This is a genomic window from Prochlorococcus marinus CUG1417, assembly GCF_017695975.1.
Lineage (GTDB): Bacteria > Cyanobacteriota > Cyanobacteriia > PCC-6307 > Cyanobiaceae > Prochlorococcus_A > Prochlorococcus_A marinus_AG.
The window spans coordinates 989,013-1,004,094 of sequence record NZ_JAAORN010000001.1; the positions used below are offsets into that span (position 1 = coordinate 989,013).

Below are 15,082 nucleotides of genomic sequence, written 5' to 3' on the forward strand. Positions count from 1 at the left end.
GAATAAAATGACTGAAGTTCTCGAAAATATTTCTGATTTTGAAAAATATCTTACAAGTACAAAAAAGATAGTAGAAGAAGCTCTTGATTTTTCTCTAGGTCCGGAAAAACCAGAAATACTTAGGGAATCAATGAGATATTCTCTTTTGGCTGGAGGAAAAAGAATACGTCCAATTTTATGTTTAGCATCTTGTTCGCTAGCTGGAGGAAAACCTTCACTTGCTGTACCTACTGCTGTAGCAATAGAAATGATTCATACAATGTCCTTAATTCATGATGATTTGCCCGCTATGGACAATGATGACTTACGACGAGGTAGGCCAACGAATCATAAAGTATATGGAGATGCAATAGCTATTCTTGCTGGCGATGCATTATTAACTAGAGCCTTTGAGATGGTCTCTTTAAGAAGTCCTGGAGTTGAACCAACTAGATTATTAAATGTAATTGGAGAACTTTCCTTAGTTGCTGGCGCTCCTGGGCTGGTAGGTGGGCAAGTTGTTGATTTAGAATGTGAAGGTAAAGAAGTTGACCTTGAAACACTCGAGTATATACATCTTCATAAGACTGGGGCTTTATTGAAAGCTTGCGTAAGAACAGGAGCTATGATAGCTGGAGCTAATGAAAAACTATTGAGAGCTCTTACAACATATGCCGAGGGTATTGGATTAGCCTTTCAAATTATTGATGATATCCTTGATTTAACATCGAGTAGTGAAAAACTTGGTAAAACTGCCGGCAAAGATCTTTTGGCTGACAAAACCACTTACCCTAAATTACTTGGAATGGAGAATTCAAAGAAAAAAGCATTTGATTTGGTGGAAAAAGCAAAAAAAGCAATCGAACCATGGGGATCAGATGCAAACTATTTAATATCCTTAGCTGACTTTATTACAAATAGAGACCGATAAATATTAGTTTATGTATGAGTTTTTTGCCTTCTTAAATAATGAAGTACTTTTCTGGAGCTTATTTTCCTGTTTACTAGCACAATTTTTTAAAATCATATTTAATTTCTTTTCGACTGGAGAAATAAGATTTGGAATTATGTTCGAGACAGGCGGCATGCCTTCAAGTCATTCCGCCTTAATAACAGGTGCTACGTCTGGTATAGGTTATGAATTAGGATTTGATAGCTCAATATTCGCCTTAGCAGTTGCTGTAGCACTTATAGTCATGTATGACGCTAGTGGTGTTAGAAAATCAGCAGGAATTCAAGCAGCCGAAATCAATAAACTATCAAAAAAACTAGACCCTCAATCTGAATTGCTTTTAAAGGAAACCCTTGGCCATACAAAAATCGAGGTCATGGTGGGGAGTTTTTTAGGACCATTAATCACTTTGCCTGGCATTTTTTTTCTAGGTTCTCCTCAAAAAATATTTGATTTGATAATAAATTAAGAATCCTTTGAAAAACTAATTTGTGTAGCATTGATAAAGTTTTTTGCGACTTCTGGAGAACTTGGCATATGTAAGTGAATCCAGCTTGCATGTAATTTCTTATCAAAAAAGCCTTCATTTTTGTATTCAGTTTTCCAAGATTTAATTTTCCATGGGGAAGAAAGTTTCTTTTTATGCTCAGCTTTTCTTAAATCAAGTTCAGATAAATTATTTTCAATTTCCCAATAATGAAATTCATGTCCTCTAATTAATTGATTTTGTTTAATGATCGGAGTATCTTTTAAACCCTCAATGTATCTATAACCTACTGAAAGTTTACTTTTTTTTGATCTAAAAGGAAGGATGCCACTCATTTTATGATTTTTACCATTTTCATCTTTTATAAAGTCTCCTAAAATCATCATCCCTCCGCACTCTGCATATATAAATCCATTTTTGCGGAATTTCCTTAACGAATTTAAGCTTTTTATAGAGTTACTTATATGATCAGCATATTTTTCAGGGAATCCCCCGGGAATAATTAAAGAAGAAGCCTCATTAGGTATTTCTTCATCATCATAAATACTCCATGAAATCAATGGAATTCCTATTTCACTCAAAAACTCTTTAGTTTCAGGGTATTGAAAATGAAAGATTTTATCTTCTGCAATTGCGATAGGTTTACTCTTATCTATTTTAAAATCTTCAAAGCTGACAGAATTAAATTTTTTCTTTCGAGGGGATTTCAGGAATTTAAAAAGAGAAAATATATCAAGATTTCTTTCGGCAAAATTTGCAAAATATTCAACATCAATTTCTTTACCATTATCCAATGGAGGTATTAAACCTAAATTAGCTTTGTTTAAAGTTATTTTTGAATCAGATGGTAAAAAACCAAGAATTTCGATGTCTTCATTTTTAAACACTTCTTTGATTAATTTTTTATGTCTATCTGAATTAACGTTATTAAATATAATTCCTACTATTGACAACTCACTATCGAAATCTCTAAAACCTCTAACACTAGCCAAAAGAGATGCTACTTGACCTCTAGCATTAACAATAAAAATTACTGGGGCATTGAGAAGTTTAGAGATATTTGCTGTACTGGAATAGGTTGTTGACCCTAATCCATCGAATAGACCCATTGCCCCTTCAATCAATGAGAATTCATATTTCAAAGAATGTTTGAAAAAACTTTCTTGAACCCATTCCTCACCACTTAAAAAAATATCTAAATTCCTACAAGTAGGTTGGCCAATTGAACTAAGTTGTTGTTGATCAAGATAATCTGGGCCAACCTTGAAAGTTTGTATCTTTATACCTTTTGAGAACGCCCAACAAGATATCAAAAGAGATAAAGTAGTTTTCCCACTATCAGTTGAAGGAGAAGATATTACACAAGGCATTTATAAGTTTTTAAAACCATTAAATATTTGAAGGGCTATTTTAATAGAATTTTCAAAAAGAGGACTTGTATTACCTCTACTACTTGCCAATAATTTACTTACATCATACTCCGATGTGGAAAAAGAATTTGGAACCACTTGTTCTATTAATTCCATATTAGCCATTCCCCCTGCTTCAAGTCTCATACACTCCACCGATTCACATCCAAGTATTACACAAGTGTTATTTTTTTGAACCTCACTAATTTTTGAAATCAACCTCAATCCAATAACTTGTCCTAAATGAATACTTGGATTTCCCAAAGATAAGGGATTAATTGAAGTAGAAATTATTTCGCCATTAATTCTTTCAAACTCTATTTTTGTTAGTTCTGTATCCCTTTCAACTCTTAAAAAAGACCAACCAAGTTTATCGCTAATCCATGAAATTAGAAACAAAGCTTGAATAATATGATCCCCCGCTATATCAATATCAATATCAGTAATATGATCTAAAATTGGTCTCCTCGTAGGAGGATCAAAAATCATTGCCAACGATTCCCTCCAATTTTTCAACCTAACCCAATTCAAATCATTAATAGCTTTATTTGAATTATTTAATTGATCTAAAACTTTTAAACATCTATTAGGAGATCCAAGAGCAGTATCAATTATTAACCTCAGACCATAATTAGTAAAATATTCGAAGATTTCAGGCGATTCATCTAGGCTTCCATTCCACCATAACCATAAAGGTAATTCATCAATAGATAATTCATCAATTATTTTTAATCCTTTATTAGATATTGAGGCTGAGTCCCCCCTAATAACGACTAAATCCCCGCATATAGGTTGTATAGCAGTAGTATCACTTAATGGACAGTAAGCGGATACAAAAGTTTTGATATCTGAATTTTTATTTAAAGTTGGTGCTAGGGTTATTAATCTTCTCGGATTCAATGTACTTATTGATGATTCAAAAAATTGTCCTCTAAAATCTTCAAAGTCCTTATTAGATGAATTTTCCTTCAACAAATTCAATAATTCTTTACTGTTGAGGGAAGTAGTAATAGGAAGACCTTGATCTAATATAAATTTTTTAGTAACTTCAATTATTTCTGTATTTAAATTTCCAGTAATTGGTCCACTTACCAATCCTTTTTGAACCAAACATTGTTCTAGCCAAGCAGGCTGCCAGACCATTAATGTAAAAGTATTAGCTCCAGTATTATCTTTATCTTCTGAAATCCATAATTGTTTAAGGTAATTAGAAATTTCCTGATAAGGAAGCTCTAATGGAGTTTGGAGTGTTAGTTGAGGTTTCATTTTTACGGTCTACGCCAGAAAATATTATCTTTTGAAAGTAATTGATCAGACTCAGGAGGTCCCCACGTCATAGATTCATAATTATAAATAGGTAACTTCCAAGGAGAATTATCCATCAATTCTATTAATGGCGTATATAGTTTCCAAGCTGCCTCTACTTCATCGCTTCGAGTAAATAAGGTTGGGTCAGAAAGCATTGCATCAGCTAATAATCTTACATAGCCTTCATCTGAGGGTTCTCCAAATGATTCATCATAAGAAAATTCCATCTCAACAGGTCTTGATTTCATTCCAGAACCAGGCGATTTTACCTCAAATTTGAAAGTAGCACCTTCATTTGGCTGAATTCTTAGGATAAGTTGATTTGGGGATGGATTTATTATTGTTGATTCAAATAAATGAACTGGAACGTCTTTAAAAGTCAAGACTATTTCTCCAAGTCTTTTAGGTAGTCTTTTCCCTGTTCTCAAATAAAAAGGAACACCTTGCCAACGCCAATTATCAACAAAAACTTTTGTCGCTATATAAGTTTCTGTTGTGCTATTACAATTAACACCATCTTCCTGCCTATATCCTTTGAGTCGATTTGAAATATTTCCTCCCTCTCCATATTGACCTCTTATGCAACAATTCCACGGTTCATTTTCGTCAGCAAGTTTTGAAGCTTGAAGAACCTTAGCTTTTTCATTTCTTATTGCTTCAGGTTCAAACTTTCCAGGAGGTTCCATCGCAGTAACAGCAAGCATTTGAGTCATATGATTTTGAAGCATATCCCTTAAAGCACCAGAGCTTTCATAATAACCTGCTCTATCTTCAACACCCACTGTTTCAGATGAGGTGATTTGAACACTTGATATATAATTTCTATTCCAGATTGGTTCAAAAATAGTGTTAGCAAACCTCAAAACGAGAATATTTTGAACTGTCTCTTTACCTAAATAATGATCAATCCTATAAATCTGACTTTCTTCAGCACAACTTTGAACGATCTTATTCAATTTTTTTGCACTTGAATAATCTCTTCCAAAAGGTTTTTCAATCACTAAACGACTTTTCTTAGGATCATCTAAAAGGCCAGCTGCTTTAAGAGCTTTGCATCCACTTGCATAGAAATTCGGAGATACTGATAAATAAAATGTTCTATTCCCATGAGTAGCTTGTGTTTTATCAATTTCATTTAATCTTTTAGAAAGCCTTACGACATGATCACTTTGTTGTAAGTCAACTGGTTCATAGAAAAGATAATTAGAAAATTGTTCCCATTCCCTTTCTTTGCCAGATATTTGATTTGATAACTTTACTTTCATCTTTTCTCTAAACTCATTATCAGTCCAAGGTCTTCTCGCACAACCAACTATTCCAAATTCACTAGGAATTCTCCTTTGCAAATAGAGTTCAAATAAGGCCGGTATTAATTTTCTATGAGTAAGATCTCCACTAGCACCAAATATTACTAAGCATTGTGGAGATATGACTCTTTCCTGCCGTAAACCTAATCTTAAAGGATTACTTAAAGTTGAAGGCATATTCTTAGTATTCTTTTTTTAAAATCCTCTTTTTTTCTAAAATTAGCTACTTATTGTGTCTAAACCAAAAAGTATTTAGTAGGTATAACTTAAATCTAAAAATCAAAGTTTTAGTAGGTTTCTACGTGCCATCTTCCTGCTTTTTTTAGTTGGGGTCTTAATTCTGACCAGTTCAAGCCTTTTTCTTGTGCTGCCTTAGTCATGGCTTCATCTATTCCAGGTTCCATACCCTTTAAACCACAAAGATATATATGTGTCTTTTCATCTTCAATCATATTGAAAAGTTCATTGGCTGATTCTAAAACTCTGTCTTGTATGTACATCCTTCCACCTTTTGTATTTTGCTGTTCACGACTAATAGCTTTTGTATATTTAAAATTATCTGGATTATCAGTAAGGTATCTTTGAAGATCTTCTTCATATAACAAATTAGCTGATTTTGGAGCACCCATAAATAACCAAGCTTTACCCTTGAAATTCCATTTATTTTTTTCTTTTTCAGTTGGTTCGAACATTCTTCTTAAATAAGCCCTCATTGGTGCTATTCCAGTTCCAGTAGCCAACATGACAATGTTTGCGTCCTCTTCGTCAGGGAGAAGCATTTCTTTACCTACAGGACCTGTTATTTTAACTTTATCTCCTGGCTTAATGTCGCATAAGTAAGTGGAGCAGACGCCATTAATGGTTTCACCATCTTTTTCATACTGAAGCTGTCTTACACAAAGAGAAACTGTATTTCCATTAAAGTCATCTCCATGTCTAGTGCTAGCTATTGAGTAAAGTCTTAATTTATGAGGTTTTCCATTAGCATCTTCACCCGCAGGCATAATACCAATACTTTGACCTTCTACATAATTTAAAAATGGATCACTATCTTTAAGGTCGAAAGTTATATGATTAACTCTACCAATTGCTCCATCTTTGAGAAGGCTGTAGTTTTCAATTACCGTTCCTTCGAATGGTGTCTTAGGGCGATAAATATTGACTGGAACATCTGCATGTTTTTTCTTTACCACAGCAGGAGAGTCTGTTTTCGGAGCTTCTATTTTTGAATTTTCTGCTTTCGAGACAACTGGTTTTTTTGGTTCCACAGCTTTTGGCTCAGGTTTTTTTGTTTTTGCTTGTTCAACAAATTTTAAAGCTCTTTTATTAAAAGTTGTGAGTATAAAATAAAAAACAGCTATTACTACTGGTATATGAGCTAATCCGCCTGCGATTACTTTTGCTTGTGAGTACATTTTTTAGATTTCTTTTATAAAAGATTATCAATTTGTAGTTTAATTTGTAGTGATTTCACAAAAATGGTTACGTTTTGAGATCGGAATAAATAGATGAATTTATTTTTATTTTTCAGTATTTGTTGTTTTTATCAGTATAGTTACACAGAAATAATTTTTATCTAATTAAAAATTCATTGTATGAACAATACTCAAGAATCAATGAATCATAATAAAGACGATGATTTCAGGACAATTGAGCAGACGATGGAAAAGCTTTCAGGAGGAACAAGACGACTGGCAGCTCAACTTACCACTTCTGCAAGTTTCGATTCTTTGTGGAGTGTTTTAACAGATTATGATCGTCTAAATCTTTATATACCAAATCTTTTATCGAGCAAAAAAATATTTCAGAAGGAAAATAATGTCCACCTTAAACAAGTTGGAGCTCAAGATTTCCTTGGCATGAAATTTTCAGCTGAAGTAACTATCGACTTATTTGAAAATAAAGAGCTTGGCCTCTTAAAATTTAATTTAATAAAAGGAGACTTCAGGAAATTTGAAGGTAGTTGGAAAATACAAAAAATCAAGAATACCTCAAAAAATTCATTAATTTATGATCTTACTGTGCAAGGTTGTCAGTGGATGCCAATAGGTATGATAGAGAAAAGACTGAAAAAAGATCTTTCAGAAAATTTAATTGCCGTGGATAGGCAAGCAAAATCATCAAAAAGATCGTTATGAATTTAAATTAATAGCCCCAAGGGGATTCGAACCCCTGTCGCCTCCGTGAAAGGGAGGTGTCCTAGGCCTCTAGACGATGGGGCCAGGAAATTAGCATAACAGCTTATTAAAAATTAAGAGTAAGGCTATCCTTTCGTCAAGTATTGTTGCTCTTTGTTTTGTCCTTGCCACACAGGAACTGTAAAATGGAAGCAAGAACCATCACCAATTTCAGATACCACCCATATTCTTCCACCATGGACTTGAACTATTCTCCTACATACTGATAAACCTATTCCAAAGCCTGAAGTTCCTTCAGATGTTTGTGGTAACCTTACCCTATCAAGAAAAATTCTTTTTTGTTCACTCAAAGGAATACCAGCACCTTTGTCACAAATTGTTATCTCTACCCATTGATTTGTCTTGTGGATCATTGTAATTTTTATAGAACCAGAATCTTTAGAAAATTTAATTGCATTTTCAATTAAATTTAAAAATACTTGCCTCATCCTTCTCTGATCTGCGAATACACTTGGAAGATCGGATGGAATATCAGTATCAATTTGAATATTCCTCAATCTCCAGAATTTTTCTAATTCAAGTATTACTTCAGCACTAATATTACCTAAATCAATTTTCTGAGGATTAAATAAGGCTTCCCATTTGGTTGTTCCGACCTCTAGGAGATCTTGAGATAAGAGTTCAATCTCTTCAAGTCGTCTTTTGATAACCTCTTGCAATTTTGAAATATCTATTTGTCCAAGTTTTTGACTTTGAACAGCCAAAGTGGCTGCAGTTAAGGGAGTTCTTAATTCATGCGCGACCATCCTTAATAATCTTTCTTGAGATTCTATCCTTTTTGTTAATGTCTCATTTTCTTGTCTTAGGACAAGAAGTTCGTCTTCTAAAAGAAATTCTTTTTGAGTTCTTATTGAATCAATTTTGGATGGTTGCAAATTAACCCCAAGATTTGTTGTTAATCCTTCCTGTTTCCACCTTGGCAACCATCTCTGCAACTGAGAGAAAATATTGCTCCCAGCAAATATTTGCTTTGGAGCTGGGGAGATTTTTATGAGCGCAGGGATAGCTACTAATCTATGTAACTCTAGTAATTCGGGCTGTTCTGTGGTCTCAGAAATCTGAAGAGATATTTCGAATTCACAATCATCTGATTCTAAATAAGCTATTAGGGATTTTATATCACTACTAGAAAGTTGGTTTCTAGCTGCTATAAGTATTAATTTTAGCTCTTTTTTATCATTCATCAAATGATCATTCCTGAAGTGTTGAAAAGCTGTTAATCCTTATAAACACATTAAGATATTTATTTTTATTTTACAGATAAGCTATGAAATAAATAGGACTTATTTATAAATGGTTGTTATTAATCAAAAGAAAAATTTAAATTTTGGGGAAAATAATCCTCCAGAAATTAACTTAAATAGTAATTTAAAGAGATGGTTTTCTAGAAATATTGGATTGTGGCAATCTAACAGATCATATTTTTTTGATGAAGCACAAAAAACTTATAATTTATGCATGAATATAAATATTGAAGCTCTTGAGAATAAATCTCAATGGGAGTCGCACTACAAATTCACGTGGTATCCTGAAAAAAAATATAATTTCTTCGAAGAAAATCCCCAATATAAAGAACGAGGAGAGATGATTGCATTCTTAAAGGGACACCAACTTATGAGGGGGAATTTCTATCTAAGTGATGATGAAGGAATTTCAAATATTAAGCAAGTTGATGAACACGAAATGATCTTTGAATCTTCTTATAAAGATTGGTATATTCTTGAACATACTAGACTAGTAGATTCGGATAATTATAGATTTAGAGTTATATATTCATGGAACAAAAATAAGCTGAAAATTGTTGAGAATCATCACGAAATAAAAATTATTAAGTAAGTTCTTTTTATGAATTAATGTTCAAAGTAAAAATGTTATCTTGTAGAAAATGTTATTAGTTAATGGGTATTAATTTTTATTCACAAAAAATTCTGAGTTTTATAGGTATTACTTTAATTATACCCTTTACGATTTTTGAGATTAATACAATAAATAAACAAATTAAGGCCGAAAAAAAATTGATTGCTGCTACGGAAAAGGATCTTTTCCTATATCGCCAAATGGGGGCGTCTTATCTTTGTATAGCTTCAAAAGCTGAAGTAGATTTTAACAAAGGGCTTGGCATTGCCAGTGCTACTTTCGCAAATGTAATAACTGGAAAGCATGGCGGTGTTATTGAAGGGCTAGGGGATGAAAAACTTGAAGAACAAAGATTATATAATGCAGGCACATTTCAGATTGTTGGAAGTGCCCTTGATATTTGTCCTGAAAGCGTTCCTAAAAATATAAAAAATGACTATGAAAAAAGGCTTAAGGAATTTATGAAGAAAAACAAATAATAAATTTTTTTATCTAAACATTGAGCTCACTGAACTTTCTTCATGAATTCTCCAAATAGCTTCACCTAGCATATTTGCTACAGAAAGTACTTTTAATTGGGGGAAATTATCTTTAATAATAACTGGAATGCTGTTGGTTACAATGACTTGCTCGAATAAATCTATAGCACTTAGTCTTTCATAAGAAGGTGGAGAAAATACCGCATGTGAGGCACAAGCAAATATTCTATTGGCACCTTCTTTTTTTAATAAATTAGCTCCGGAACAAATTGTTCCACCCGTATCGATCATATCGTCTATCAGAATAGCAGTTTTACCTTTAACTTCTCCAATAACTGTTAAGCTTTCAGCGGTATTATGAGCTGATCTTCTTTTATCAATTATAGCTAAGGGAGCATCTTTCATTAATTTTGCAAAAGCTCTTGCTCTTGCCACTCCGCCTACATCAGGAGAGACAACTACAACTTCCTCTAAATTTAAAGTTTCTAGATAATCAATTAATACAGGTGAACCGTAAATATGGTCGCATGGTATATCAAAATAACCTTGTATTTGAGCAGAATGTAAATCCATCGCAAGAACTCTATCAACTCCTGATTTCTCTAGTAAATTAGCAGTAAGTTTTGCTGTTATAGACTCTCTACCAGAAGTCTTTCTATCTGCCCTTGCATATCCAAAATAAGGGATTACTGCGGTTATTTGCCTTGCAGAAGCCCTCTTGCAAGCATCAACCATAATCATAAGTTCCATTAAACTATCGTTTACAGGCGCACAGGTAGGTTGTATTAGGAATACATCACAACCTCTAATAGATTGCTGAATCTGAACATAAATTTCTCCGTCAGCAAATCTTTTAGATATTAATGGTACATTTTCAATTCCTAAGTATGATGCAATTTCTTCGGCTAGTTTAGGATTTGTTGTTCCACTTACTAACCTTAATCTACTTTTATTTAGATTAAAATTTGATTCTTTATTCTGCACTGCCGTGATAAAACTTGTCACGAAATTAGTACTATAAAACTATATACTTATCGTAGTCGTTTATGTGAATTTAGCAAAAGATAATGACTAGATCTTTTCAAAAGTTATATCTATTGGGTCAAATTTATAAATAAAGTAAATTAATGATCGGAAATTATATTTTGTTCAGCCAAAAATTACTAGGAATATTATTTGTCAATTAAAAAAAATTTGTATATCGTTGAATTTATAGAACGAATAAAAATTTAATTGTAAAGAGTAAAAAAATAATAAAAAAACATGCCTATGCAAAAAGCTCTTACAAAAAAATCACTAGGTGTACTTATGCATCCTTCATGTATTCCTGGAGGAAGAGTATGTGGCACTTTTGGAAAAGGGGCTAAAGAATGGATAAAAATGCTCCAAAGGCATAAAATTGAATTCTGGCAATTTTTACCTCTTAATCCTACTGATTCTTCAGGCTCTCCATATAGTTCACCATCTAGTTTTGCACTGAACCCATGGTTTCTTGATATAGATGATTTAATCGATAAAGGTTTTATTTTCATTTCTAATAAAGAAGAATTGGGCCCCACAAATCATTATAAGAATTATTTTAATTTTGATATTGCAGATGATTTAACAAAAAGATTAGGTATTCTCCTTATGCAAGGATGGGGTTCCCAATCTGAAGCAAGAAAGAATGATTTTCACAAATGGTTAAGTAAGAATTCCTGGGTTGAAGATTATGCAACATTTATTGTTATCAAAGAGGAATTTAATATGTTGCCTTGGTGGGAATGGCCCAAAGAATTTAAAATTAAAAACAACAACTTTTTAAAATCATGGATTAAGGAAAAAAGTTCGGAGATACTTTCAAAAAAGTTAATACAGTGGCATTTGGATGAGCAATGGAGCGCGATTAAAAACTTTGCAAAAACTTGTAATGTGAAGCTAATTGGAGATTTGCCCTTTTATGTTTCTAGAGATAGTGCTGAAGTGTGGAGTAATAAATCACTATTTTCAATTTTTAAAAATGGAGATTTAATCTTTCAAAGTGGTGTCCCACCTGATTATTTTTCCTCAACAGGACAACTATGGGGGACTCCAACTTACTTTTGGTCAAAACATAAAAGAACTAATTTCGATTGGTGGAGAAAAAGATTTAAAAGGCAATTTAAACTTGTGGACTTGTTGAGATTTGATCACTTTAGGGGGTTGGCAGGTTATTGGAGAGTTAATGGCAATTCTAAAACAGCAATTTCTGGTAGATGGATAAATTCTCCAGGAAGAACACTATTAAATAAATTAAAAATTGATTTAGGGACTGAATTCCTACCAATAATCGCGGAGGATCTTGGGGTAATAACACCTGATGTAGAAAAATTAAGGAAAAATTTTGACCTTCCAGGAATGAAAATATTACAGTTCGCTTTTGATGGAAATGAAGACAACCCATATTTACCCAAGAATATTGAAGGAGAAAATTGGGTGGTTTACACAGGTACCCATGATAATTCCACCTCCATTTCATGGTGGGGATGTTTAGAAAATAACGCCAAAAAAAGAATAAAAGATGAATATAAATTCTCTGAAAATCCTTCATGGAGTTTAATAAAAATAGGAATGGAAACAAATGCCAATCTATTTATTGCTCCAATCCAAGATATTTTATCTCTAGATGACTCAAGCAGATTAAACATCCCAGGTACGACAAAAAACAATTGGAAATGGAAGTTAAATCTACCTTTAGGAGAAGTAGAAGAAAATGTCAGGAGATTTAGTGAGCTAGGAAATAATTTCGGGAGAACCAGACAATAAAGACTTATAAAAGTTTATTTATCAATGATTTTGTTTTCAATATTTTGAATCTCAATAACATTCACATTTAGAATAAAATATCTCTTTAAAATAAACACAGTTAAAATTAATATAAAAAAATATAAAAGGCTTCCTTGCCAAGTATTTATAAGATCAAATTTGTTGACGATAAAATCATTTTTTTCTTTCTTAGAAGTTTCTCCTTCTCTAGTCACTAATAGTTCTAATGTATTTTTTTTTAATCCTAGACATTCCTCTAATTTGATTAATATTGATCTTATAAATGGATACTTTGGTCTAATATTTTTGTTATTGTTTTCAATAGAAATTATTGTTTTTTCAGGAATTTTTGAAATATGAGATAATTCTTTAATTGTTATATTTTTTTGGATTCTCGCTTCTTTTACCAATTTTGCGATTTCTTCATACTGATCAATTAATCTATGATTTATTAATTCATTATCAATCACAGATTTTTTTAATGAAAAAAGATTTTTAAAAATATTCATTCCATATTTCCAATTTCATTAATTATTTGACTACTCAATTTTAAAATTTAGTATTCTATCTAATTTTAATCATTTAAAAATCATAAGTAAATTTAATAGAAGTAAATATAAACACTAAGTTAGAGAAATAATATTTTGAACTGCACTTTTTGCAATATTCAAAGGGCTAAATGTATCTCTAACTAAACTTAAAAGTTTTTTTGCATCAGTTAATTCAATTTTGTCATCTTTAATAAGGCTCAAAAGAAGATTCTTCCGAACTTCGGATCCTTTTTTACTAACAAATAATTTCAATCCTGCATTGGCAACTGGTATTAGATCTGAATTAATGTTTTCAGAATCTTTAAATAAAATATTTAGTAAACTTTCAACTTTTTCAATTTGAATCCTACCTTTATTATCAAAAACAACTTCTAAAAGAATTTCTAAAATCTCATCAGAATTATCAGTAAGTAGTTTCCTAGCTATATATGGATATGCAATTTTTAAAATTTTAAATTCAGGATCAAGTCTTAGCGCCAAACCTTCTTGACTTACAACGGCTCTTATTATCAAAGCAAACCTACTAGGTACTCTAAATGGATAAGAGTACATTAGTTTTGAGAATTTATCAGTTACATTTTTAAGATTAAAATTACCTACCTCAGCACTTAGAGATCCTCCTAAAACTTCTCTTAATGGTTCAACAAGTTTCTGAAGATCTTGTTCTTTGGTTAAAAAACCTAATTTCTGAAAATCTTTTGCGAGAAGATAATATTCGTCATTTATTATGTGAACAATGGCCTTTATGAGTGTAAGTCTATCTGAATTTGTAATTGTATCCATCATACCGAAATCTACATAAGCTAAATTTCCATAACCTGCATTTCCTCCTTTAAGAGCAAACATGTTTCCAGGGTGTGGGTCAGCATGAAAATATCCATATTCAAATAATTGTTGAAGACCGCTGATTACACATGTTTTTATAAAAGATGAAGGTACCAAGTTATTTTCCTCCAATAAAGCCCTATCTCTTAATTTGACTCCATCAATCCAAGAGGTTGTAATAATTCTCTTTGATGAAAACTGTTTTTCCAATTTAGGGATAAAAACGTTAGGGTTATTTTTGAATAAATTTGCAAACTTTAAAGCATTTTCACCTTCTTTTTCGTAGTCAATTTCATCAAAAAGTGCCTTACCGAACTCATCTATTATTTCTCCAATTCCAACACCAATATTTAATGGTAGAAATGGAGACAAAAAAGTTGCAAGAAACCTTAATATCACAATATCTCTTCTTATAAGAAAGTATAAATTTGGCCTTTGAACTTTTACAGCTACATAAGAATTATTTTTCATTTTTGCTTTATAGACTTGTCCTAAGCTTGCTGAGGCAATAGGACTCTCAGGGAACTCATCAAATAATTCATCAGGTGGCGTACCAAGTTCCTCTTCAATTATTTTTAAAGCAATTTTGTTATCAAATGCTGGGAGATTATCCTGTAAGTTGGTAAGTTCTGTCAGCCAATCTTGTCTAACAAGATCTGGTCTAGTTGAAAGTGCCTGTCCTAATTTTATAAAACAAGGTCCTAAATCTGTTATTACATCAAAAAGGTATTTCGAGAGATTTTTTTGTACATTTTTATTTTTACTGTTACCTTGAAAAAGTATTCTTATAAAAAGAAAAATAAAAGTTAAAAGGATATATAAAACTCTCGGGATGAAAATCCATGGTCTCAAAATCAACCAAATCAAGTCACCTTTTGCTGAGTATTGCGAATAAGACCTTGTCATTAAAGTTAAAAAATATCAAAGAAGGATTCTCATTAAACCA

General features: G+C 32.0%; 14 protein-coding genes and 1 tRNA gene. 6 read left to right on the forward strand and 9 right to left on the reverse strand.

Going from position 1 to position 15,082, the window contains the following annotated elements; all coding sequences use genetic code 11:
* Positions 1-7: 7 nt before the first annotated feature.
* Positions 8-910, forward strand: coding sequence for a polyprenyl synthetase family protein (locus tag HA140_RS05770; protein WP_209040158.1), 903 nt, complete (start codon positions 8-10; stop codon positions 908-910).
* A gap of 10 nt (positions 911-920) precedes the next feature.
* Positions 921-1,400: a divergent PAP2 family protein gene (locus HA140_RS05775; RefSeq protein ID WP_209040159.1), complete on the forward strand. Its 480-nt coding sequence runs from the start codon at positions 921-923 to the stop codon at positions 1,398-1,400.
* Here the strand turns inward: HA140_RS05775 and HA140_RS05780 are convergent.
* The 4 genes from HA140_RS05780 to HA140_RS05795 all read right to left on the reverse strand — a co-directional run bounded on the left by HA140_RS05780 (position 1,397) and on the right by HA140_RS05795 (position 6,857).
* Positions 1,397-2,788 (reverse strand): cobyrinate a,c-diamide synthase, encoded by a 1,392-nt coding sequence (locus HA140_RS05780; protein WP_209040160.1) that lies wholly within the window; start codon positions 2,786-2,788, stop codon positions 1,397-1,399. The two genes, HA140_RS05775 and HA140_RS05780, sit on opposite strands and share 4 nt — an antisense overlap.
* On the reverse strand, positions 2,789-4,093 hold the full coding sequence (locus tag HA140_RS05785; RefSeq protein ID WP_209040161.1) for a glucose-6-phosphate dehydrogenase assembly protein OpcA: 1,305 nt from the start codon (positions 4,091-4,093) through the stop codon (positions 2,789-2,791).
* 2 nt (positions 4,094-4,095) lie between these two features.
* Positions 4,096-5,619 carry a glucose-6-phosphate dehydrogenase gene (gene zwf / locus HA140_RS05790; RefSeq protein ID WP_209040162.1) on the reverse strand — a complete coding sequence of 508 codons (1,524 nt, stop codon included), beginning with the start codon at positions 5,617-5,619 and terminating at the stop codon, positions 4,096-4,098.
* Positions 5,620-5,729: 110 nt separating this feature from the next.
* On the reverse strand, positions 5,730-6,857 hold the full coding sequence (locus HA140_RS05795; RefSeq protein WP_209040163.1) for an FAD-binding oxidoreductase: 1,128 nt from the start codon (positions 6,855-6,857) through the stop codon (positions 5,730-5,732).
* Between the two features lie 180 nt (positions 6,858-7,037).
* Here HA140_RS05795 and HA140_RS05800 point away from each other — a divergent pair, with 180 nt between their 5' ends.
* Entirely contained in the window at positions 7,038-7,580 is a 543-nt protein-coding gene (locus HA140_RS05800) for an SRPBCC family protein (RefSeq protein ID WP_209040164.1), read from the forward strand.
* A gap of 11 nt (positions 7,581-7,591) precedes the next feature.
* Here HA140_RS05800 and HA140_RS05805 read toward each other — a convergent pair.
* Together HA140_RS05805 and HA140_RS05810 are read right to left on the reverse strand one after the other, a co-directional pair.
* Positions 7,592-7,664 (reverse strand) — tRNA-Glu (locus HA140_RS05805).
* Positions 7,665-7,705: 41 nt separating this feature from the next.
* Positions 7,706-8,824 carry a histidine kinase gene (locus HA140_RS05810; protein ID WP_209040165.1) on the reverse strand — a complete coding sequence of 373 codons (1,119 nt, stop codon included), beginning with the start codon at positions 8,822-8,824 and terminating at the stop codon, positions 7,706-7,708.
* 109 nt (positions 8,825-8,933) lie between these two features.
* On the opposite strand from HA140_RS05810, the gene HA140_RS05815 reads away from it, so the two are divergent.
* Positions 8,934-9,476: a hypothetical protein gene (locus tag HA140_RS05815; RefSeq protein ID WP_209040166.1), complete on the forward strand. Its 543-nt coding sequence runs from the start codon at positions 8,934-8,936 to the stop codon at positions 9,474-9,476.
* A gap of 62 nt (positions 9,477-9,538) precedes the next feature.
* On the forward strand, positions 9,539-9,976 hold the full coding sequence (locus tag HA140_RS05820; protein WP_209040167.1) for a Villin headpiece domain-containing protein: 438 nt from the start codon (positions 9,539-9,541) through the stop codon (positions 9,974-9,976).
* A gap of 9 nt (positions 9,977-9,985) precedes the next feature.
* On the opposite strand, the gene HA140_RS05825 is transcribed toward HA140_RS05820, so the two are convergent.
* Positions 9,986-10,981, reverse strand: coding sequence for a ribose-phosphate pyrophosphokinase (locus HA140_RS05825; RefSeq protein WP_209040168.1), 996 nt, complete (start codon positions 10,979-10,981; stop codon positions 9,986-9,988).
* A 258-nt stretch (positions 10,982-11,239) separates the two neighbouring features.
* On the opposite strand from HA140_RS05825, the gene malQ reads away from it, so the two are divergent.
* On the forward strand, positions 11,240-12,760 hold the full coding sequence (gene malQ / locus HA140_RS05830) for a 4-alpha-glucanotransferase (protein WP_209040169.1): 1,521 nt from the start codon (positions 11,240-11,242) through the stop codon (positions 12,758-12,760).
* A gap of 14 nt (positions 12,761-12,774) precedes the next feature.
* Here the strand turns inward: malQ and HA140_RS05835 are convergent, their stop codons facing one another.
* Together HA140_RS05835 and HA140_RS05840 are read right to left on the reverse strand one after the other, a co-directional pair.
* Positions 12,775-13,269 (reverse strand): helix-turn-helix domain-containing protein, encoded by a 495-nt coding sequence (locus tag HA140_RS05835; protein ID WP_209040170.1) that lies wholly within the window; start codon positions 13,267-13,269, stop codon positions 12,775-12,777.
* 114 nt (positions 13,270-13,383) lie between these two features.
* The gene (locus tag HA140_RS05840; RefSeq protein WP_209040171.1) at positions 13,384-15,042 is read right to left on the reverse strand and encodes an ABC1 kinase family protein; all 1,659 of its coding nucleotides are present in this window, start codon (positions 15,040-15,042) and stop codon (positions 13,384-13,386) included.
* Between the last annotated feature and the right edge of the window lie 40 nt (positions 15,043-15,082).